The following is a 19,754-nucleotide window of genomic DNA, read 5'->3' as shown; positions in this document are numbered from 1 at the left end:
CGCGGAAACCACCGATCCTGTCGCCCACGGAGATACCGTGGGCGACATGACCACGTTCACCGCCGACCTCCCCGAGGGCAGGGTTTGGCGGTACGGCTGGATGTTCGGAGCCATCTGGCTGATATACCTGATCTATCCGTTGAACGAGATTCTGTCGTTGGAATTTGTGGCGGCACGGGTCCTCGGTATTGCCGCGATCGTCGGGTTCGGAGTCGTGTTCACGGCCACCTTCTGGCGCTTTCGCAACGGTGACCGCCGCGGACACCCGCTGCCGGTACGGCAGGCCTGGATTGCGCTCGCGGCAATGCTGGCCCTGACCGCGGCGATGAGCGCGCTGATCGGAACCACCGGATTCGGCGCAACGATCTACATCGCGGTGCTGGCGATGATGACGCTGCCGGTTCGGCAGGCGTGGACGTTGGTCGCGGTGATGGTGGTGGCCATCGAAGTGGCACCGCGGGTCATCCCGTCCTGGGAGCCCGACAACTTTTTCGCGTTTCAGTTGCTGATCAGCTCGGCCGCCGCGTGGGGTATCACCCAGGTCTTCCAGCGCAACCACGAATTGGCCGTGGCGCGGCAGCAATTGGCGGATCTGGCCATCGTCGCCGAACGTGAGCGGATGAGCCGAGACGTGCACGACATTCTCGGGCATTCCTTGACTGTCATCACTGTCAAGAGTGAACTGGCCGGCAGATTGCTCGAGATCGATGCTGCCCGAGCAGCTGTCGAGATCGCCGAGGTGGAAACCCTTGCAAGGCAAGCACTCGCCGATGTGCGCAGCACTGTCGGCGGCATGCGTCAAATCGACATCGGCACCGAACTGGCAAGCGCACGAACAGCTCTGGTGGCCGCCGCCATCGACGTCGAGCTGCCCGCGGATGCCGATGTCGTTCCACTGCGACACCGCGAATTGTTCGGCTGGGTCCTGCGCGAAGCGGTGACCAACGTGGTGCGACACTCCCACGCACGCCACTGCCGAGTGATGCTGACGCCCTCGAGCATTTCCATCGTCGACGACGGATGCGGGCCGGCCGAGGAACACTGTGGAGGAAACGGGCTCCGCGGGTTGGGTGAACGCGTGAGCGCTGCCGGTGGTTCACTGACGGTCGCCCGGGTTCCGACCGGCGGATTCAAGGTGGAGGTCTCGGCACCATGAGTATCAGGCTGTTGCTGGCCGACGACCAAGCGCTGGTGCGTGGTGCTCTCGCGGCATTGTTGGGGCTCGAACACGACCTCGACATCGTCGCCGAGGTGGGACGAGGCGACGAAGTGGTGGCGGCGGTTCTCGAACACCGACCCGACGTCGTGCTGCTCGACGTGGAAATGCCGGGCAAGAACGGCATCGACGTCACCGCCGAGCTGGCTCAGGTGGTACCGGAGTCGAGAGTGCTGATCGTCACGACGTTCGGCCGGCCCGGATATCTACGCCGTGCGATCGATGCCGGAGCCTCCGGATTCGTCGTCAAGGACACTCCAGCCAAACAGTTGGCCGATGCCGTGCGACGGGTCCACATGGGTCTGCGCGTCGTCGATCCCGCGCTCGCCACCGAGACGCTCACCGAGGGCGTCTCGCCGCTGACCGCCCGTGAGCAGGAAGTTCTTCGCGCAGCGTCGAAGGGTGGAACGGCCGGTGCCATCGCGGCGCAGGTGCACCTGTCGGAAGGTACAGTGCGCAACCATCTCTCTTCGGCGATCGGAAAAACCGGCACCAGCACCCGGGCCGAAGCGGTCCGAGTCGCCGAGGACCGCGGGTGGCTCTGACCTTCCGAGGCGCGCCGTGACCGCCGAAGATGCGCGGGCCTGGCAAACTCGAGGGGTGAATCCAACTCTCGACCGAGATTCGTACGGCGACCCGTACGACGACCGGTATGCCCCGGACCCCGGTCCCGAGCGGCTGGGCTTCTTCGGAACGCTCGGACGCTGGACGGGTCGGTTGGTCGCGGGAGTGATACTGATGGCCCTCGTTCTGGTGGCAGGCACCGCTGTGCGCGTGTGGCAGGTGGCTCGAATCGACGACCATACTGCGGCGGACGCCATCGTCGTACTCGGTGCTGCGCAGTACAGCGGTACGCCCTCGACGGTGTTCGAGGCACGCTTGGCGCAGGCCGCGTCGTTGTACGAGCAGGGCATCGCTCCCGAGATCGTCACCGTCGGCGGCAAGCAAGAAGGTGACCTGTTCACCGAGGCGGCGTCGGGTCGCAATTACCTGATAGATCAGGGCGTGCCTGCCGACGCGATCGTGGCCGTCGAAACCGGATCGGACACCCTCGAAAGCATCGAAGCCGTCAGTGCCACGCTACGAGATCAGGGCAAGACATCGGTGGTGCTGGTCAGCGATCCGTGGCACTCGCTGCGCACCCGAACCATGGCGCGCGACGCCGATCTCGATGCGTGGACGTCGCCCACCCGCACCGGGCCTGCCGTCTACACCCGCGAGTCGCAGGCGCACGGAATAGCCAGGGAGACAGGCGCGCTGCTGTGGTACCAGTTGACGCACTTCACCGCTGATTTCTCCTACACGGCAGGCCAGTAGATGACCGGCACATACTCCGAGCACGACGTCGAACGATTCGTTCCCGAACCGCCCAAGACCGCTGGGCTTCGATCCGGGGCGGACAACGCCTCGCATCGGAGTGCGTTCGCGCGAGATCGAGCGCGGGTCTTGCACTGTGCTGCCCTGCGTCGTCTGGCGGACAAGACCCAGGTGACCGGGCCCCGCGACGGTGACACCCCGCGCACCCGGTTGACGCATTCGCTCGAGGTCGCGCAGATCGGGCGCAGCATCGCGGAGGGGCTCGGCAGCGACCCCGATCTGGTCGATTTGGCGGGCTTGGCACACGACATCGGTCATCCTCCCTACGGACACAACGGCGAGCGAGCCCTCGACGAGGTGGCCCAGGACTGCGGCGGATTCGAGGGCAACGCGCAGAACCTGCGCATCCTGACCGGCCTCGAGCCCAAGATCCTCGACTCCGACGGCAACAGCGCGGGGCTCAACCTCACCCGCGCCGCCCTCGACGCCGCGATGAAGTATCCGTGGACCAGGCCCGCGCCGGGCGCGAAATTCGGTGCCTACGACGACGACTCGGCCATTCTCGGCTGGGTACGCGACGGTGCACCGGACAAGCACAAGTGCCTCGAAGCGCAGACCATGGATTGGTCCGACGACGTCGCCTACTCGGTGCACGACGTCGAGGACGGCGTCATCGACGCCAGAATCGACCTGCGTGCACTATCCGATCCGATCGAGCAGCGGGCACTGGCCGAACTCGGTGTCTCGGAGTTCCGCGGACTCGACGTCGACGAGTTGATCGAGGCGGCGAGCCGGCTGTCCAAGATGGACGTCGTCGTCGCGGTCGGCAGATACGACGGCACCCTCACCGCATCCGTGGCGCTCAAGCACATGACGAGCGAGCTGGTCGGGCGATTCGCCACGGCTGCCATCGACGGAACCCGCCAGAAGTACGGCACGGCAGCGTTGACGCGATACGACGCCGACCTCGTGGTGCCGTCGATCGTCGCGTCCGAAGTGGCTCTGCTCAAGACGATGGCACTGCGGTACGTCATGTCCGACGCCGGGCACAAGATTCGGCAGGAACGTCAACGTGACCGGATCCATCGCGTCGCCGAGTGGTTGATGCGCTCGGCGCCGGGCGAACTCGATCCCATCCTGGTGCCCGCGTGGCAACGCGCGAACAGCGACGCCGAACGGACTCGCGTCGTCGTGGATCAGATCGCGTCGTACACCGAGAGTCGACTCGAACTGGTGGACAAGCGGTCGCTCGGGGCTCAGGCCAGCTGGGGTTGATCGACGGGTGTCGGGCGTCTTGTTCGACGCTAGACTCCAGTCGTGGCCGGCCGAATTCCTGAACGTGACATTGCCGCCATTCGCGAACGCACACGGATCGAAGACATAGTCGGCGACTACGTCTCGCTCAAGCGCGCGGGCGGCGACTCCATGAAGGGGTTGTGCCCCTTCCACGACGAGAAGTCCCCGTCGTTCCATGTTCGGCCCAATCACGGCCACTATCACTGCTTCGGCTGCGGCGAAGGTGGTGATGCCTACTCCTTCCTCCAGAAGATCGAGCACATCTCGTTCGTCGAGGCCGTCGAGCAACTCGCCGATCGGCTGAACTACTCGATCTCCTACGAGGGCGGAGGGCCATCGGTCCAACGTGACCGCGGGACCCGAGCGCGCTTGATCGCCGCGAACGCGGCGGCTCAGGAGTTCTACGCCGGTCGGCTCAGCGGGCCCGATGCCCAGGCCGCCCGGGACTACCTGACCGAACGCAACTTCGACGGCCACGCCGCGCTGGCCTACGGCTGTGGATACGCACCCGACGGCTGGGACACCCTCACCAAACATCTGCTGGGCAAGGGCTTCGAAGCCAAGGAGATAGTCGACGCCGGCCTGGCAACCCCGGGCAAGCGCGGCACACCCATCGACCGATTCCGGCGCCGATTGGTGTGGCCCATTCGCAGTCAGAGCGGCGACGTTATCGGATTCGGCGCACGCAAACTGTTCGACGACGACACGATGCCCGGAAAGTACATCAACACTCCGGAAACGATGCTGTACAAGAAGTCTCAGGTGTTGTTCGGGCTGGATCTCGCGCGCAAGGAGATCGCGAAGTCGCATCAGGCCGTCATCGTCGAGGGCTACACCGACGTCATGGCGATGCACCTCGCCGGCGTCAAGACCGCGGTGGCGTCCTGTGGCACCGCGTTCGGCGAAGACCACCTCGCGATGCTGCGCCGACTGATGATGGACGACAGCTACTTTCGCGGTGAGGTGATCTACACCTTCGACGGTGACGACGCCGGCCAGGCCGCGGCCATGAAGGCGTTCGAGGGGGATCAGAAGATCGCCGGGCAGACCTTCGTCGCCGTCGCACCCGACGGAATGGACCCGTGCGACCTGCGCCTGAAATCCGGTGACAACGCTGTTCGCGATCTCGTGGCCCGGCGGACCCCGATGTTTGCCTTCGTCGTCAAATCGCTGCTCCGAGAGCATGATCTGGACACGCCCGAGGGGCGCGTCGAAGCGCTCAAGCGCACTGTTCCGGTGGTCGCGCGAATCAAGGACGCCTCACTGCGGGACGAGTACGCCAGGCAGCTCGCCGGGTGGACCGGCTGGGACGACACTGCGATGGTGCTCGCCCGCGTGCGCGACGAGGCGAAGAAGGGTGCCCGAGGCGACACGAGCGGTAAACGCGTGCCCTTCGAGAAGCGTCAGGCAGCGCCGACGGAAGCCCCCACCGGGCCGCCGCGTCCGAACCCCACCGATCCGACGCTGTGGCCGCAACGAGAGGCCCTTAAAGCGGTGCTGCAGATGCCCGCGGTCGCCGGCACCGTCTTCGATTCGCTGCCACCCGAAAGCTTTCATCATCCGGCGTACGCCGCGGTGCGTGATGCCGTGGCCGCGGCCGGCGGCACTGCCGCGGGCCTGGGCGGTGGGGAGTGGGTCGACGCAGTGGCCAAGCAGGCCAAGGACGCCGTGGTGGTGTCGTTGGTGACGGAGTTGGCCGTCGATCCGATGCGCGTGGCCGACGACGCTCTCACGCGCTACATCTCCGGTGTGCTCGCCCGGCTTCAAGAGGTGTGGGTGGGCCAACAGGTCGCCGAACTGAAGTCCAAGCTGCAGCGCATGTCGCCTGCGGAGAAGCCGGACGACTACAACGCCCTGTTCGGTGATCTCATCGCCCTCGAGCAGTACCGCCGCAGCCTGCTCGAACTCGCCGTGGGAAGCGTCGCCGAGGTCGGTTAGCGCCGCAGCTGATCGCGCGGGACGAAAACCTGGTCTTCGTCGTCGACCGGCTTCATCGGCTCGAGTCTCGGCTGCGTGTTCAGAGAGTCGGACAACTTCTGACGGCCGACCTCGATGGCCTTCTTGGTGGCCGGGCTCGACGCGACGGCGCTGGCCGTCTTGCGAATCTGCTCGTAGCGGCCCCGTCCGGCCTTGGCTCCCAGTACATATGCAGCTCCAGCCGCCAGTACCAAACGAATCATCAGTGGGTCCTTCCGTAGAGCGTGCGGCCGTTCTTCCATCTTGCCCGACGAACCTCGAGCAGGGCGATTCGGTACACAGCGGAAGCTGTTCCGGCGCTCTCGTGGGCCCGATTTGGTACTCACAAGGGGGTGTGCGCTATTGTTTCCAACGGCTCGCACGAGAGTGTGACGCCGCAAGGTAATCCCCCATAGCTCAATTGGCAGAGCATTCGACTGTTAATCGAAGGGTTCCTGGTTCGAGTCCAGGTGGGGGAGCGCAGTCCCCGTCCGGCTTGTCCGGGCGGGGATTTTTGCTGTCCGGGGTCGCTCGCCCGTGACCGGGTCGGTCGGCGAGAACGTACCGCACATGTGGTACCGAGAGTCCCGGACAGCTATCAGATCGTGACCGAATCTTCTGTATATCGATCGAATGAATCAGGTCGACGGATGCCAGTTTTGTCGGTGTCTCGCGACATACTGTTCGTGCGATCCGGGACGCTCGGAAGTGCTGGAAAAAGACGGATCGGTCGGGTTCTAAGGGGCTTTGAAGTGAGTTTGAGTTACGCATCCACCGTTCCACGCCAGCTCGTGCATCGGCGCTCTCCGGCGGACGTGCTGTTGACCGACTACGAGACGGTCGACGGTATGCATCGTGCGGCGGTACAGCTGCCGACGTCGCATCGCATGTTCGTGCCGGTACGTCGCACCCACGATTCGTTGATGATCGCCGAGGCGCTGCGGCAGGCAGTGAGCCTGTTCTGTCACGTCGAACACGACGTCCCGCTCGACCACGTGGTCTACATCGAGCACTTCCGGTTCGACATTCTCGACCTGCTGTCGGTCGACAACATCGACGATTCGCTTGTCGCCGAGTCGATCACGACCGACCGCACATTCGAGGACGAGTCGCTGGACAACCTGAAGCTGTCGGCTCGACTGCTCAACCGCGGTCAGGTCGTCGCCTCCGGAACGGCGTCCGTGCGTCCCATCGGACCGGACGTCTACTCCAAGGTCCGCAAGCCGACCATGGCCGACCCACACTTTCGGTACCTTCCCGCCGGAACCGAGGTGGTAGAACCGGCCGGAGTCGGCCGTCTCGACCCCTCAGATGTCGTACTGGCTCGTCATACCTCGGACGGGACGCTCGTGGTGGCTCCGGATCCGCGGAACCTGGCGATGTTCGATCATTCGGTGGAATACCTACCGGGCGTCACCATGCTCGAAGCCGCCCGTCAGGCGTTGCGTTTGGCCACCGGTTGCGTGGGACTGGACTTCACGTCCCTCGAGGTCAGGTTCTTGGGGTTCGCCGAATGGGCCAACCCGTGCACGGTCATCGTCGACAGCGACACGACCGACGGCATTCACCGCATTCAGTTCGAGCACGACGGGGTCGTGCTCTCGGCGATGTCCGTCACGGCGACACCCGAACCGTGGCTACCGCTCAGCGATCGTTCCAGTCGATGAGCGGTGCATCGGCTACCGCTCGTATCCGGGCCAGTCGCCGGCGAGGGGCGATCGACGGTAGCAACAGGTGCCACATCTCGGTCATCCGAAGCTGGAGGTCGGCGCGTCCGGTGAGCATCTCCGAGACGGTCTGAACTCCCGTGAACGATGCAACGATCATCCTGGCGAGTGCGGCCGTGTCCACGTCGTCGACGATGTCGCCTTCGGTCCGGGCGCGCTCGGTCAACTTCGCGATCATTCCGATCCAGTCGTCGAACGATTGCGCATTCGGATTCTGAGCCGTCGTCGATTCCAACGTCAACCGCATGCCGCCACGTGCGATGGGGTCGGTCTGCAGCTGACGCGCCAACTCCTTGGTGATCAGGATCAGGGCATCGATGGCCTTCGGTGTGCTTTCGATGATGGTGACGGTGGCAGCGGTGGCAAGAGCCATCTGTGCCTCGATCACGGCCTGCGCCAGATCTTCCTTCGACGAGAAGTGGAAGTACATCGCACCCTTGCTGACGCCGGCGTTGGCGATGATGGTGCTCAGACTGGCTGTGCCGTAGCCGAACTTGTCGAAGCTCGATGCGGCTCCCACGAGTACGGCCTGCCTGGTCGATTCTGCGCGCTCTTGCATCGGTAGACAATAGCTGGTACCCGCTTTCGCGGCACTCTCCGAGTCAAAAGACGGCAATTCAACGAAAATCGGTGTCGATGCCCAAGGGGCGAACCGTGCGCGCCTGCTCGAATGGTGATGGGGGATGACGGTGAGCGTGCAAATTGATGGCACGCTCATCACATGGTCAACAAGAGCGCGGGCATTCTGCTGTTTCGGGTGAACGCCGACGTGGTGGAGGTTCTGATCGCCCATCCCGGCGGCCCGTTCTGGGCGCGGAAGGACGACGGTGCGTGGTCGATAGTGAAGGGGGAGTTCACCGAGGCCGAAGACCCGTGGACCGCGGCTCAGCGCGAGTTCCGAGAGGAAGTCGGCATCGAGGTGCCTGCGGGCAACCCCATCGAGCTCGGCACCGCCACACAGCGCGGCGGGAAGATCGTCACCGCGTTCGGGATCGAGTCCGACCTCGATGTCTCCACTGCGATGAGCAACACATTCGAGATCGAATGGCCGCCGAAATCCGGAAAGATGCAATCGTTTCCCGAGGTAGACCGCATCGAATGGTTTTCGGTGCCGCTGGCGAGGACAAAGCTACTGGCCGCGCAGCACCCATTTCTCGACGCGGTGGAGGCCTTTGTGGAGTTGCGCTAGTTTCGGCGTCGAATCCGGGGGTATCCGGCGGCCGGAAACGACGGCCGCGGATGCAGGGTGGGAAGTGGAACATGACACCGATGGAGACGACCGACGCCGACACGGCTCGCGTGGAAACGGCTCTGCTGGAAGGTCAGTGGGCAGGTCGAATCGTGGCCTCGGGGTTCGTGGCTCTGGCCACCGGCCTGTCCTGGATGTTCGCCGCGTCCGCAATGATCGGCTAGCAATACCAGACCGTTCGGTCGATACTGCTCAGCGACTACTAGGAAGGGCAGTGCAGTGACCGACGGTATTGCGTCAGCGACCCCACCGGCGATCGAGGTACCCAAGCGCGCCTGGCAAGCCCTGGTGGTTCTGTTGCTCGGCATGTTCATGGCCCTGCTCGACACCACCATCGTCAACGTCGCATTGCCGACGATCAGCACGACGCTGGAGGCATCGGAATCCGTTCTGTCGTGGATCATCTCGGGCTACGCGCTCGCGTTCGGTCTCGCTTTGATTCCGGCGGGCAAGGTCGGGGATCGGATCGGGCACAAGTGGGTGTTCTTCACCGGCCTCGCTCTGTTCACGGTGGCCAGCTTCGCCTGCGGACTCGCTCAGGACGATCTGCAGTTGGTGGTTGCCCGAGTGGTTCAGGGTCTGGCAGGCGGGATGTTCGTGCCCGCTGTCACAGCGTTCATTCAACTGCTGTTTCCAGGTCCTGTGCGCGGCAAGGCATTTGCGATCATGGGTGCGGTCATCGGTGTGTCGACTGCGTTGGGGCCGATCGTCGGCGGGTTGATCATCCAGGCCTTCGGTGAGGAGAACGGCTGGCGGTTGGTCTTCTGGGTCAACCTGCCGATCGGCATCGTCGGTCTGATCGCGGCGGCGGTTCTGCTGCCGAAAAAGGATGAATCCGAGCCGACTGCAAGGCCTGGCATCGACTGGCTCGGGTTGGTGCTGATCTCCGCCGGCCTCATCGCGCTACTCGTACCGCTGATCGAAGGCCAGGAGCTCGGGTGGCCGTTCTGGACCTACGTGACCATTGCTGCAGGCGTGGGCCTGATTGCAGTGTTCGGCTGGTGGGAGGTGATCCACAGCGGTCGCGGACACAATCCGCTCGTGCCGCCGCGACTGTTCACCCGACCGGCATTCACCGGCGGTGTGATTCTCGCGCTGGTGTACTTCGCAGCGTTCACCAGCATCTTCTTCACCATCTCGTTGTTGTGGCAGACCGGGCTCGGCAATACGGCCCTCTCGTCCGGGTTGGTCTCGATACCGTTCGCGATCGGCAGCATCATCGCGTCCTCGCAGAGCAACAAGCTCACGATCCGACTCGGCCGCACCGTACTGATCCTCGGCGCATCGCTGGTGTCGATCGGTTTGATCTGGCTGTGGATCATCTTGGCGACCAGTTCCGCCGACACCATCTCCCATTGGACTCTGCTGGTCCCGCTGTTCATCGCGGGCTTGGGCAACGGCGCGTTCATCGCTCCCAACGCGCAGTTCATCGTCGCAACCGTCGACCGCGACGACGCAGGGGCCGCGAGCGGCGTCATCTCGACGATGCAGCGCGTCGGCTCCGCAATCGGTATCGCAGTCATCGGTAGTGTGCTGTTCGGCTCACTCACCATCACCGGCCCCGATACCGTGGGATCCGGCTTCCTGCACGGTGCCGCAATGGCCATGGCCGTCAGTGCCGCGTTCAGCGTCGTTGCGTTGGCGTTGGTGTTCGCTCTACCGAAGAAGGTGCAGAGCGGTCACTGATCTCGGCTCGTTCAGCTCGACAGGCCCTTGCCGTGCCGCTGGACGACCGTCGATGCGAGATCGGCGATCTTGACGTTCAGATCCTGCGACGATTTGCGGAGCAGTGCGAACGCTTCTTCGTCGGATACTTTGTGCAGCGCCATGATGAGGCCGATCGCCTTGCCGATCTCACGGTTACTCTCGAGGCCGTCGCGCAAGGTCGATGCCTCTTGGCCGTTCAGCATCGCCCCTACCGTCACAGAAGTGAATGCAGTCAGGATGACGGCTTTGTCGGCGGTGTCGGCATCGAAGGCACCTGCGGTGTCGGTGAACAGGTTGAGAGCACCCACCTTCTGCTCGTCGACCTTGAGGCGGAACCCCATCGCTCCCCGGACCGGCGTGCGGTTCAGGACACCCCGAGCCATTGCGGGCCACTGGGTGGGGCTGCTGAAATCCGGCTCGAGTTGGACGGCCTCGGTGGTCAGCGCATCCAGGCACGGTCCCTGACCTGTGGCGCGTTCGATGTCGTCGACGACGCGTGCCACGTCATCCGAGGCCGCGACGGTGACGGCCTTTCCGTGGCGCAACAACATGAGACTCGCGTGATCGCAGTGAGGGACAACCATCGTCGCGGCGTTGCAGATAGCGGTGTAGACCTCTTCTGCGCTACTGCCGCGATACACGATGTCGGCCAGAGCGGCGAATACAGTTGCCGGGTCGGTCGACGGAGCGTCGAACTGTTCGTCGTCGGTCATTGCTTCTCCCGTCGTGTGGCGCATGCCGGGCAAACCGGTTGCGCAGCACATCAACCGTACCGCCCTGCGCCGGGGTCCCTGCACCAACGGGCTGGCAGTAGCCTCATGTCGTGAGCAATGCGCAGGAATCTACGGGATTCGAGTACGGCCACGACGGCCCGAAGTCCATCGTGGTGGGCGTCGACGGCTCGGATTCGTCCTGGCGGGCCGCCGCATACGCCGGAGGACTGGCCCGTAGGCAACAATCGCTTCTGGTGCTGGTCTACGTGCAGCCCATCGCCACCGCGTCGTGGGGCCAGGCGGGGATCTCGATGGTGGAAACGGGCCGACAGATCGCCGACGAACTCCTCGACTACATCAGAACCTCGGTGGCCCGCTTCGGGGAGCGAGAGCAGGTTCGCTGGGAATTCCGCACTGCGCAGGGTGATCCTTACAACGGACTCGTCGCGGTTGCCGATGGACTCCGCACCGACGCCGTCGTGGTGGGGGCCTCCGAACGCGCCGGGCACCGATTGGCGGGATCTGTGGCAGTGCGACTGGTCAAGGCGGGCCGCTGGCCGGTCACAGTGGTGCCATGAAGGCTCGAATTCCAACCAGTCCGCGGTTTTCCCTGTAAAAATAGGCAGTCACCTCGTCGAATGCGAGGCGTATGTGGTGCGGTTCTCGGATTCGGGGAGTTCCATGGCTGGTCTGTCGCGTCGTTAATTCGTCACCCGGGTGGGCACCCTCGCCGCGGCATGGGGAGTCGCACCGCAGGTTCTGGGCCACGCCCTTGTCGCTCGGGCGCAGCCGGCTTCAGGAGAGACAGATGTCGGCGGAACGCTGGCGCAGACCATCCTGAGATCGTCGACCGGCCCCGGTCGGTACCGGGTGCTTGCTGCGGGGCCGGGTGAGCCCTACGTCCCTCGCCTCGACATCCTCGGGCGGGCACCCAGCGCGTCTCGGGTGCAGGCCAGGCGGTCGTTGCTCTACCTGGGGCACCTGTCGGACATGCATGTCATCGATGCGCAATCGCCCGGTCGGATCGAGCCCATGATCGTCTCCGACCATGCGGCGTGGGGCTCGGCCTTCCACCCGCAGGACCCGCTGACCGTGCACGTCACGGCAGCGATGGTGAAGGCATTTGCGGATGCACGAATCAGTTCGGTCACCGGCGCTCCCATGGGGGCCGCGGTTGTCACCGGTGACAGCGCCGACATGCATTCTCATCTCGAACTTCGTTGGTACATAGACGTTCTCGACGGCGTCGCGGTCCGGCCTACGAGTGGCGCATCCGACGTCTTCGAGGGCGTGCAAGCGTGGCCCGAGGCGCAGTGGGCGTATCGGCCGGGCGATCCGTCGGGAGGGTCGTTCGGGGACTACGGATTTCCGACGCTTCCCGATCTGTTGACGCAGGCGATGTCGGGGACCGTCGAATCGGTGGGGCTACCCGTCCCGTGGTATTCCGTCTACGGCAATCACGACACGTTGTTGCTCGGCACGTTCGATCTCTCCTCTCAGCTGCATGCCCTCGCGGTCGGCGGACGCAAGGCGTACACACTCGAAGCGACGGCCACCTCGGCATTGGCCGGGTACGCGTCGACGGGTAGTCCGCTGCAGAGGATGGTCGATGCGCTCGGGGTCGGATCCGGCGCCCGGCCCGGGTTTCGGGCAGTGTCGGCGGATCCGGCTCGGTATCTCTTCGAGCAGCGTGAGTTCATGCAAGAGCACTTCGAGACGACTCCCACCCCAGGGCCGATCGGGCACGGTTTCACCCAGCACAACCTCGACTCGGGTGAAACCTGGTGGGCGGCGGACCCGACTCCGAACGTTCGCACGTTCGGACTCGACACCTGCAACGCCGTCGCCGGGCCCGACGGTGCGGTGCCCGAGGACCAGTTCGACTGGCTCACCCAGCAATTGGAGAAGGCGCAGGCCGAACGCAAGCTCGTCCTGATCTACACCCACCACAACAGCCTGACCCTGGAGAACCGTGCACAGCGGCCGGGACAGTCGGTGAAGCTGTACGGCGCAGACGAATTCATCGATCTGCTTCTGAAATATCCTGTGGTGATCGGTTGGCTCAACGGTCACACCCACCAGAATCAGATCCTGGCGCATTCGCGAGACGGACGAGGGTTCTGGGAGATCACCACCGCGTCGTGCATCGACTTTCCGCAGCAACAGCAGGTGGTGGAGATCGTCGACAACAGAGACGGGACATTGTCGCTGTTCACGACCGTGCTCGATCACGCGTCGCCGATCACGCCCGGGAACAGCGGCAGCTACCTGGACCTCGCCTCGCGTAGTCGTGAGTTGGCTGCGAACGACTGGGCCGAGAATCCGCTGATGCGACGAGGTTCGAGCCTCGACCGCAACACCGAACTCCTCCTGCCCGCGCCGTTCGACCTGAGCGCCATCACCGACGCCGCTCTGGAACAGCAACACCTCGACGAGCACGCCAGACTGATTGCGTACGAGACGAGGCAGGGACGATGAACGGTGTTCGTAGACATCTCATCTCGGTGGCGGCGGTGCTGGCCTGCGCGGGGTGCTCGCAGACCGCTGCGCTCGCCCCGGTCGGGGGAGCGGAACTCGGTAACCTCCGCTACGCGGTGAACGACGTGCTGTTCGATCAAGGAATCGAGATCCTCGTTGCGCCCGTGTGCTCGGGCACCGGGGCGGACATCGAATGTGCCGGGACGACAACCGGTAACGAGACGATTAACGGTACGGCCACGTCCGACGATGCCAGTACCGTCGAAGTGAAGGTCGGCGCAACCGTTCTCTACTCGGGTTCGGTGCAGGACGTACTCGACCGCAATTCGACGGTCGGTGCGCCATGAGAGAGGTGCCACCGCTCGCATCGGTGGTTATCGTCTCGGCTCTGATTCAGGCGCTGACCGTGGTGGGGGATCCGGCTCCGGCGTCGTCCCTCGGATTCGCTGCGTTGGTCGTCGTTTCCGCCGCAACGGTGGTGTGCGCCCTATGGTTCACCGCCTCGACGGCACTCGATGTGGTGGACGGCAACGTGTCGGGTGCACTGAGCCGGACGTGGCGACGACCGCGGGTACTGGCGTGGTGCGTGGTGCTGACCGGGGCGGCCGTTGCGCTCGCAATTCTCTTCCCCCCGCTCCCTGTTATCGTCATAGTCATTGCGCTGCTGATACTTCCAGCGGCAGTGGACTGTCGCCGAAACCCTCTGCGCGCTGCACTACACACCGTGAAGCAATCCCCGTGGCGCTGTACCGCAGCGGCTGTCATCACGATCCTCGCCTACCTACTCGGCTGGGTGGTGGCCCTCGTGCTGGGATTCTTCGTCACCGGCGTGGTAGCGGCATTCCTGACGTGGCTGTGGTTCGGGGCCAATGCTGCTGCACTGCTGGTGTATTGGTCGGCTCTGTATCGCAAGGTGGTAGGGACTTGATCGGCGCTCGCGAAATCGCTCTACTCAGCCGCGGGCACGTCGACCGATCGCGGCCTCGGCCACGATCTGATCGATTCGACCTGAACGAGAGTCGTCTCGAACGGCGCTGACAATCCACCACAGCATCTGCTTACGGGCGCTGGGAGGGAAGTCGTCCCAGTTGTTACGAGCGTCTGGGTCACGGTCGAGTGCCGTCTTCAACTCGAGCGGTTCTTCGAGGTTCTCGACCGGATCGGAAATTGTCCACCACCCGTTCGACTGCGCGGCAGCAATGGCGTGGCGACCTGCGTCGGTCATGAGGCCGCGTTCTTCCATATCGGCTGCGCGTTCTCGGTTGAGTCTGGTCCACGGGCTCTTGGGTCTGCGCGGTGTGAACAGCTGCAGGCCACGGTCCTCGTCGAGAATGCTGCTGGTGGAGTCGATCCAACCGAAACAGATGGCTTCCTCGACAGCCGCGGGATATGGGCAACGGGGTCGGTCGGTGCCGGTCCGCCATGAACAGAGCCAGACGCCTCGGGTCGAGCTGTGATTGTGCGACAACCAGTATCGCCACTGCGCCCGTGTCTCGGCATGGATGATCGGGTAGTCGAACTTCCACGTCGGGGGATGGGCTGACGCGGGCGGCGACGATTCCGACGCAGTCATTCGCTCGCGCGATCGACTCGACCCGGTAATGCCTCGCTCTGGTTCCACATGGCTTCAGTGTCCCCACAATCGAGGACATCCGCTGTCCGCGATGGCTCGCACATTTCGACGGCCGGCTCGTGGTGGGGCGGGCGGGGCTCGAACCCGCGACCAATGGATTATGAGTCCACGGCTCTAACCGACTGAGCTACCGCCCCAATCCCGTACCAGGTACGAGCCAGCAGAATCGTACAGAATCACGCCGTCTCGTGGTTCCATCGGGGGCGCTACTTGGCCCTCACCTGCACCGGAACGCCGTTGAGAATCGCGTTCGCCGAGACCGCGTCGACTCGGGCGGGGTCGGTGATGTCATTGACGCTCGGTCCGGTGACAGTGGTGGCGACCGAGAGCTGCACGCCGGGGCGCTGATGTCCGAATCCGTGCGGCATGCTCACCACCCCGGGCATCATCTTTTCGGACGCCGCGACCTCGATGTCGACGGTACCGGCCGCGGAGGTGACCGACACCATCGAACCGTCCTCGATCCCGCGCTGGAGGAGATCGTTCGGGTGGGCCAGAAGCTGATGTCGCGCTTTGCCTTTGGTGAGCCGAGCGGTGTTGTGCATCCACGAGTTGTTGCTGCGCAGATGCCGTCGACCGATCAGCAGGAGCTCGTCGTCCTTGGGGACAACGCTCGAGTTCATCAGATCCACCAGAGCAGGCAGTTCGCCGACCACCACGTCCTGAATCAGTTGAACGCGCTTGTCCTTGGTCTTCAGTTTCTGGGGAAAGCCCGGCCGCAGCGGACCGAGATCGATGCCGTGTGGGTTGGCTCGAAGCTTTTTCAGCGACAACCCTTTTCGTCGGCTACGGAGCAGGATGTCGAGAGTGCGAGCAGGGGACAGGCGCAGACGGGCCTCGCCGATGACGCTCTTCGGCGTCAATCGTGCCTTCAGGCGATCGACGGTGGAGCCTGCCATGCGGTTCTTGTAGCGCAGTGACAAGTCGCGGAAGATCTCCCAATCGTGCTTGGCATCAGTCTGTTTGGGTAGAACTGCGGGCATGTACTTGGCAGTGTTGTGTACCGCGAAAGAATTGAAGATCAGATCGTAGTGATCGCGTTCGAGGGACATCGTCGGCGGCAGAATTACGTGTGCGTGCCGCGAGGTCTCGTTGATGTAGAAGTCGAACGACACCATGAAATCGAGTCCCGCGAACGCGTCGTTCAGGGTAGTACCGCCGGGCATCGACAGCACCGGATTGCCGGACAGGACGGCCATGGCACGAATCTGGTCCTTGCCCTCGGTGGTGATCTCGTCGACAAGCGTCGAACAGGGATACTCGCCGGCGAACTCGGGGAGATCGCGAACGCGGCTGCGCCACTTGTCGAAATGGCCACGACCGACGATGCCCTGCGAGATCAGATCGATCGCCGGATCGGTCACCATCGCACCGCCCGGTCGGTCGAGATTGCCCGTGATGATGTTAAGTACCTGGATCGCCCACTGGCACACCGTGCCGAACTGCTGCGTCGACACCCCCATCCTGCCGTACGCCACTGCAGACTTCGCCGCAGCGAATTCCGTTGCGAGAGAGGAGATGTCGTCTGCCGACATGCCGACGATCGGTGCCACCGCCGTCGGCGTGAATTCGGCGACGAGATCGGCAAGTCGATCGGCACCATCGACGTAGTCGGCGACACGGACGGAGCCGTCGGCGACGATCGTGTGAATCATCGCCAGCAACAGCAGCGCGTCGCTGCCGGGACGAACGAAGAAGTGGGTGTCGGCAATATCCGCCGTTTCGGTCTTACGTGGATCGACCACTACCAGTCGGCCACCCCGCTTACGGAGTGCGCGTGCTCTTTTGGCGAAGTCGGGCACCGTCATCATGCTGCCGTTGGAGGCCATCGGATTGCCGCCGAGGACGAGGAAGAAATCGGTTCGATCGATATCCGGAATGGGCAGCAGGAGCTGGTGGCCGTACAGCAAATGGTCGACGAGCTGGTGCGGCAACTGATCCAAGGACGTCGCCGAGTACCGATTGCGGGTGCGCAGCAGCGACGTGAACGGAATGCCGTGGGTCATCGCACCCATCGAGTGCACGTTGGGATTGCCCTGATAGAGCCCGACAGCGTTGGATCCGTACTTCTTCCGCGTCGAGACGAGGCCGTCGACGACGAGGTCGTACGCCTCATCCCAGCCGATCTTCTCCCACTTCTCACCCACCCGCTTGACCGGTGTGGTGAGCCGATCGGTGTCGGCATGAAGGTCGATCAACGACAGAGCCTTCGGGCAGATGTGGCCCCGGGAGAGTGGGTCCTTCTCGTCGCCGCGGATCGAGACCACCGCGTTGTTCTCCACCGTGAATTCGAGACCACAGATCGCCTCGCACAGATTGCACGATCCATACACAACCGACATCGCATTTCTCCCATTCCTGTCGTCCGAGACTAGCCCGGCGGGGGACCGATCCACCGGCATCGACGGACAATTAGGCTTTGGGGTCGTGACTACCCTCGATCTCACTGCCTCGTGGCCCGTCGACCATGTCAGTGCTGCCGTCGTCACCGACGCCGGAGTGCGGGAGGAGGTGGGGGACACCGCGCGCGTCTTCGAGCTGGCGTCGGTCACCAAATTGCTCGCCGCCTACGCGGTGCTCGTTGCGGTCGAGGAAGGTGCCGTCGAGCTCGATCAGCCCGCAGGGCCGGAGGGGTCGACTGTGCGGCATCTGCTGGCGCATGCCTCGGGACTGGCGTTCGGCGAGCGGAAGGTGCAGGCTCCTGCCGGCACAAAGAGGATCTACTCGAGCGCGGGATTCGAGGTCTTGGCCGAGCTCATCGAAGCAGAGTCGGGAATTACCTTTCCCGACTACCTGGATGAGGCCGTCTGCGGTCCGCTCGGGATGGTCGACACGTCGCTGCCCGGGTCGGCCGGTCACGGTGCCCGTTCGTCCGTTGCAGACCTGACCAAGTTCGCCGCGGAGCTGTTGGAACCGACTCTCCTCGCGTCGCAGACACTGTCTTCGGCCGTCGACGTGCAGTTTCCCGGCCTGAACGGAATCGTGCCCGGGTACGGATCGCACAAGCCCTGCGACTGGGGTCTGGGGTTCGAGCTGCGCGACGACAAGACCCCGCACTGGACTGGGAGTAACAACTCGAGGGCTACGTTCGGCCACTTCGGACAGGCCGGGACGTTCCTGTGGGTGGACCCGTCGGTGAGGATCGCGTGTGTGGTGCTGACCGATCGGAACTTCGGAGATTGGGCCAAACCGCTCTGGCCCGAGCTCTCCGACGCCGTCCTGGCCGGGTGAAACACCACCGTTCACAGATTGCACTGGCGCAACAGGGGCAACTCGGGGCACACTAGTACACACACGCGTTGAATCGCTGCAACCAGTTCGAGCATGTCGAGGTCGTTGGGGAAGACGTCCCTCGTCGAAGCTGGAGGTAGTGCAATGCGTGGATCGAACCAATTCGCAGATGCGACGTCGGGTGTTGTGTACATCCACTCGTCGCCCGCTGCGCTGTGCCCGCATGTCGAATGGGCGTTGTCCGACGCCCTCGATTGCCGTGCCAATTTGAAGTGGTCCGCGCAGCCGGCATCCGACGGTCAGCTGCGCGCCACCACGGACTGGATCGGGCCCGTAGGCACCGGAGCGAAGCTCGCCGGCATCCTGCGCTCCTGGCAGATGCTGCGCTACGAGGTGACCGAAGACGCCAGCGAAGGCGTCGACGGCGAACGGTTCTCGCACGTACCCGGATTGGGTCTCTGGCGCGGATCGACGAGTGCCAACGGGGACGTGGTGCTCGGCGAGATGCGACTGCGCGCCCTGATGGAGAACAACCAAGGCAACCTCGCCGCCGCAGTGGAGCACGCGCTCGGCTCGGATTGGGATGCCGCACTCGAGCCGTTCCGCACCGGAGGCGCAGGAGCAGAAGTGACCTGGCTCAGCCGCAACGTCGGCTAGCAGCGGTTGCCGGGGATTCGTCGCGGCGGTAGTTTCGCGTTCGTGCCTGGGGTAGGCATGTGGGAACGACCGTGGAGTGGTGAGTTCGATGTTGTCGACCGGAAAAGTGATTCGATTCGACGAGTTCAAGGGGTACGGATTCGTAGCGCCGGACGAGGGCGGCGAGGACGTGTTCATCCACGTCAACGATCTGGACTTCGACAAACGACTGTTGGCACCGGGAGTACGCGTCGAATACGTTGCCGTAGACGGTGACCGGGGTCTCAAGGCCACCGAGGTTCAGATCATCGACGGGCCGACGTCGACCGCTCTGGTGACCCGGCACAAACCCGACGTCCCATTCCACAACACCGCACCCGTCAGTGGTCACCAGCGCCACGACGACGCAGGCGCGGATGTCTTGTCCGAGGCGGACTTCACCACCGAGCTGACCGAGCAACTACTGACGTCGAACGGCACGCTGACGGCGGCGCAGATACTCGACGTGCGATCGGCCGTCGTCCGACTGGCACACGATCACCGATGGATCCAGGGCTGACCGACCTCGTTTGCCCGTCCTTTGACCTCGTTCGCC

General features: G+C 64.1%; 21 protein-coding genes and 2 tRNA genes. 17 read left to right on the top strand and 6 right to left on the bottom strand.

Annotation, left to right across the window (positions count from 1 at the left end; translation table 11 throughout):
* Positions 1-46: 46 nt before the first annotated feature.
* Genes CH281_RS17370 through dnaG form a run of 5 tightly spaced genes read left to right on the top strand, consistent with a single transcriptional unit; the run spans position 47 to position 5,767 of the window.
* Positions 47-1,156, top strand: coding sequence for a sensor histidine kinase (locus CH281_RS17370; protein ID WP_094695346.1), 1,110 nt, complete (start codon positions 47-49; stop codon positions 1,154-1,156).
* Positions 1,153-1,761, top strand: coding sequence for a response regulator transcription factor (locus CH281_RS17365; protein WP_027497483.1), 609 nt, complete (start codon positions 1,153-1,155; stop codon positions 1,759-1,761). Before CH281_RS17370 ends, CH281_RS17365 begins: the two co-directional genes overlap by 4 nt.
* A gap of 55 nt (positions 1,762-1,816) precedes the next feature.
* Complete coding sequence (locus tag CH281_RS17360; RefSeq protein ID WP_027497482.1) at positions 1,817-2,533, top strand: YdcF family protein; 717 nt, start codon at positions 1,817-1,819, stop codon at positions 2,531-2,533.
* Positions 2,534-3,808 (top strand): deoxyguanosinetriphosphate triphosphohydrolase, encoded by a 1,275-nt coding sequence (locus tag CH281_RS17355; RefSeq protein WP_027497481.1) that lies wholly within the window; start codon positions 2,534-2,536, stop codon positions 3,806-3,808.
* Positions 3,809-3,850: 42 nt separating this feature from the next.
* Entirely contained in the window at positions 3,851-5,767 is a 1,917-nt protein-coding gene (gene dnaG, locus CH281_RS17350; protein WP_032384555.1) for a DNA primase, read from the top strand.
* Here dnaG and CH281_RS17345 read toward each other — a convergent pair.
* Positions 5,764-6,009 carry a hypothetical protein gene (locus tag CH281_RS17345; protein WP_027497479.1) on the bottom strand — a complete coding sequence of 82 codons (246 nt, stop codon included), beginning with the start codon at positions 6,007-6,009 and terminating at the stop codon, positions 5,764-5,766. The two genes, dnaG and CH281_RS17345, sit on opposite strands and share 4 nt — an antisense overlap.
* 182 nt (positions 6,010-6,191) lie before the next feature.
* Between CH281_RS17345 and CH281_RS17340 the strand changes: the two genes are divergently transcribed.
* A tRNA-Asn gene (locus tag CH281_RS17340) sits at positions 6,192-6,264 on the top strand.
* Positions 6,265-6,537: 273 nt separating this feature from the next.
* On the top strand, positions 6,538-7,452 hold the full coding sequence (locus CH281_RS17335) for an AfsA-related hotdog domain-containing protein (protein WP_048318625.1): 915 nt from the start codon (positions 6,538-6,540) through the stop codon (positions 7,450-7,452).
* On the opposite strand, the gene CH281_RS17330 is transcribed toward CH281_RS17335, so the two are convergent.
* Positions 7,430-8,071, bottom strand: a complete 642-nt coding sequence (locus tag CH281_RS17330; RefSeq protein WP_027497477.1) for a ScbR family autoregulator-binding transcription factor — start codon at positions 8,069-8,071, stop codon at positions 7,430-7,432. The two genes, CH281_RS17335 and CH281_RS17330, sit on opposite strands and share 23 nt — an antisense overlap.
* 162 nt (positions 8,072-8,233) lie before the next feature.
* On the opposite strand from CH281_RS17330, the gene CH281_RS17325 reads away from it, so the two are divergent.
* The 3 genes from CH281_RS17325 (at position 8,234) to CH281_RS17320 (ending at position 10,447) form a co-directional block, all read left to right on the top strand.
* Complete coding sequence (locus CH281_RS17325) at positions 8,234-8,701, top strand: NUDIX domain-containing protein (protein WP_032399938.1); 468 nt, start codon at positions 8,234-8,236, stop codon at positions 8,699-8,701.
* Positions 8,702-8,772: 71 nt separating this feature from the next.
* Entirely contained in the window at positions 8,773-8,925 is a 153-nt protein-coding gene (locus CH281_RS26945; protein ID WP_155288446.1) for a hypothetical protein, read from the top strand.
* A 55-nt stretch (positions 8,926-8,980) separates the two neighbouring features.
* Positions 8,981-10,447: an MFS transporter gene (locus CH281_RS17320; RefSeq protein ID WP_057473307.1), complete on the top strand. Its 1,467-nt coding sequence runs from the start codon at positions 8,981-8,983 to the stop codon at positions 10,445-10,447.
* Between the two features lie 11 nt (positions 10,448-10,458).
* On the opposite strand, the gene CH281_RS17315 is transcribed toward CH281_RS17320, so the two are convergent.
* Positions 10,459-11,181 (bottom strand): GAF and ANTAR domain-containing protein, encoded by a 723-nt coding sequence (locus CH281_RS17315; RefSeq protein WP_027497474.1) that lies wholly within the window; start codon positions 11,179-11,181, stop codon positions 10,459-10,461.
* A 110-nt stretch (positions 11,182-11,291) separates the two neighbouring features.
* Here CH281_RS17315 and CH281_RS17310 point away from each other — a divergent pair, with 110 nt between their 5' ends.
* From CH281_RS17310 to CH281_RS17295, 4 genes are all read left to right on the top strand, one after another.
* On the top strand, positions 11,292-11,759 hold the full coding sequence (locus tag CH281_RS17310; RefSeq protein WP_027497473.1) for a universal stress protein: 468 nt from the start codon (positions 11,292-11,294) through the stop codon (positions 11,757-11,759).
* 139 nt (positions 11,760-11,898) lie between these two features.
* Positions 11,899-13,659, top strand: coding sequence for a TIGR03767 family metallophosphoesterase (locus CH281_RS17305; RefSeq protein ID WP_256983676.1), 1,761 nt, complete (start codon positions 11,899-11,901; stop codon positions 13,657-13,659).
* Positions 13,656-14,006 (top strand): hypothetical protein, encoded by a 351-nt coding sequence (locus tag CH281_RS17300; protein ID WP_057473308.1) that lies wholly within the window; start codon positions 13,656-13,658, stop codon positions 14,004-14,006. Before CH281_RS17305 ends, CH281_RS17300 begins: the two co-directional genes overlap by 4 nt.
* Positions 14,003-14,587 (top strand): EI24 domain-containing protein, encoded by a 585-nt coding sequence (locus tag CH281_RS17295; protein WP_057473309.1) that lies wholly within the window; start codon positions 14,003-14,005, stop codon positions 14,585-14,587. The genes CH281_RS17300 and CH281_RS17295 overlap by 4 nt, the downstream gene beginning before the upstream one ends.
* Positions 14,588-14,611: 24 nt before the next feature.
* On the opposite strand, the gene CH281_RS17290 is transcribed toward CH281_RS17295, so the two are convergent.
* From CH281_RS17290 to CH281_RS17280, 3 genes are all read right to left on the bottom strand, one after another.
* Positions 14,612-15,232, bottom strand: a complete 621-nt coding sequence (locus tag CH281_RS17290; protein WP_094694948.1) for a YdeI/OmpD-associated family protein — start codon at positions 15,230-15,232, stop codon at positions 14,612-14,614.
* A gap of 120 nt (positions 15,233-15,352) precedes the next feature.
* Positions 15,353-15,429 (bottom strand) — tRNA-Ile (locus CH281_RS17285).
* Between the two features lie 69 nt (positions 15,430-15,498).
* Positions 15,499-17,634: a molybdopterin-dependent oxidoreductase gene (locus CH281_RS17280; protein WP_057473381.1), complete on the bottom strand. Its 2,136-nt coding sequence runs from the start codon at positions 17,632-17,634 to the stop codon at positions 15,499-15,501.
* Between the two features lie 85 nt (positions 17,635-17,719).
* On the opposite strand from CH281_RS17280, the gene CH281_RS17275 reads away from it, so the two are divergent.
* From CH281_RS17275 to CH281_RS17265, 3 genes are all read left to right on the top strand, one after another.
* Positions 17,720-18,523, top strand: coding sequence for a serine hydrolase domain-containing protein (locus CH281_RS17275; protein WP_027497453.1), 804 nt, complete (start codon positions 17,720-17,722; stop codon positions 18,521-18,523).
* 144 nt (positions 18,524-18,667) lie between these two features.
* Positions 18,668-19,180 (top strand): DUF3145 domain-containing protein, encoded by a 513-nt coding sequence (locus CH281_RS17270; RefSeq protein WP_032368158.1) that lies wholly within the window; start codon positions 18,668-18,670, stop codon positions 19,178-19,180.
* Positions 19,181-19,268: 88 nt separating this feature from the next.
* Positions 19,269-19,718, top strand: a complete 450-nt coding sequence (locus tag CH281_RS17265) for a cold-shock protein (protein WP_032368157.1) — start codon at positions 19,269-19,271, stop codon at positions 19,716-19,718.
* The last annotated feature ends 36 nt before the right edge of the window (positions 19,719-19,754 follow it).

This window comes from Rhodococcus sp. 06-221-2 (assembly GCF_002258365.1).
Classification (GTDB): domain Bacteria; phylum Actinomycetota; class Actinomycetes; order Mycobacteriales; family Mycobacteriaceae; genus Rhodococcoides; species Rhodococcoides fascians.
Note: the sequence above shows the minus strand (reverse complement) of the source record. Positions and strands in the feature narration are given on the sequence as shown.

Coding starts and splice junctions, on each gene's coding strand:
- CH281_RS17370 (WP_094695346.1), top strand. CDS start 47: ATGACCACGTTCACCGCCGACCTCCCCGAGGGCAGGGTTTGGCGGTAC.
- CH281_RS17365 (WP_027497483.1), top strand. CDS start 1,153: ATGAGTATCAGGCTGTTGCTGGCCGACGACCAAGCGCTGGTGCGTGGT.
- CH281_RS17355 (WP_027497481.1), top strand. CDS start 2,534: ATGACCGGCACATACTCCGAGCACGACGTCGAACGATTCGTTCCCGAA.
- CH281_RS17345 (WP_027497479.1), bottom strand. CDS start 6,009: ATGATTCGTTTGGTACTGGCGGCTGGAGCTGCATATGTACTGGGAGCC.
- CH281_RS17330 (WP_027497477.1), bottom strand. CDS start 8,071: ATGCAAGAGCGCGCAGAATCGACCAGGCAGGCCGTACTCGTGGGAGCC.
- CH281_RS17325 (WP_032399938.1), top strand. CDS start 8,234: ATGGTCAACAAGAGCGCGGGCATTCTGCTGTTTCGGGTGAACGCCGAC.
- CH281_RS26945 (WP_155288446.1), top strand. CDS start 8,773: ATGACACCGATGGAGACGACCGACGCCGACACGGCTCGCGTGGAAACG.
- CH281_RS17315 (WP_027497474.1), bottom strand. CDS start 11,181: ATGACCGACGACGAACAGTTCGACGCTCCGTCGACCGACCCGGCAACT.
- CH281_RS17300 (WP_057473308.1), top strand. CDS start 13,656: ATGAACGGTGTTCGTAGACATCTCATCTCGGTGGCGGCGGTGCTGGCC.
- CH281_RS17295 (WP_057473309.1), top strand. CDS start 14,003: ATGAGAGAGGTGCCACCGCTCGCATCGGTGGTTATCGTCTCGGCTCTG.
- CH281_RS17290 (WP_094694948.1), bottom strand. CDS start 15,232: ATGACTGCGTCGGAATCGTCGCCGCCCGCGTCAGCCCATCCCCCGACG.
- CH281_RS17280 (WP_057473381.1), bottom strand. CDS start 17,634: ATGTCGGTTGTGTATGGATCGTGCAATCTGTGCGAGGCGATCTGTGGT.
- CH281_RS17270 (WP_032368158.1), top strand. CDS start 18,668: ATGCGTGGATCGAACCAATTCGCAGATGCGACGTCGGGTGTTGTGTAC.
- CH281_RS17265 (WP_032368157.1), top strand. CDS start 19,269: ATGTTGTCGACCGGAAAAGTGATTCGATTCGACGAGTTCAAGGGGTAC.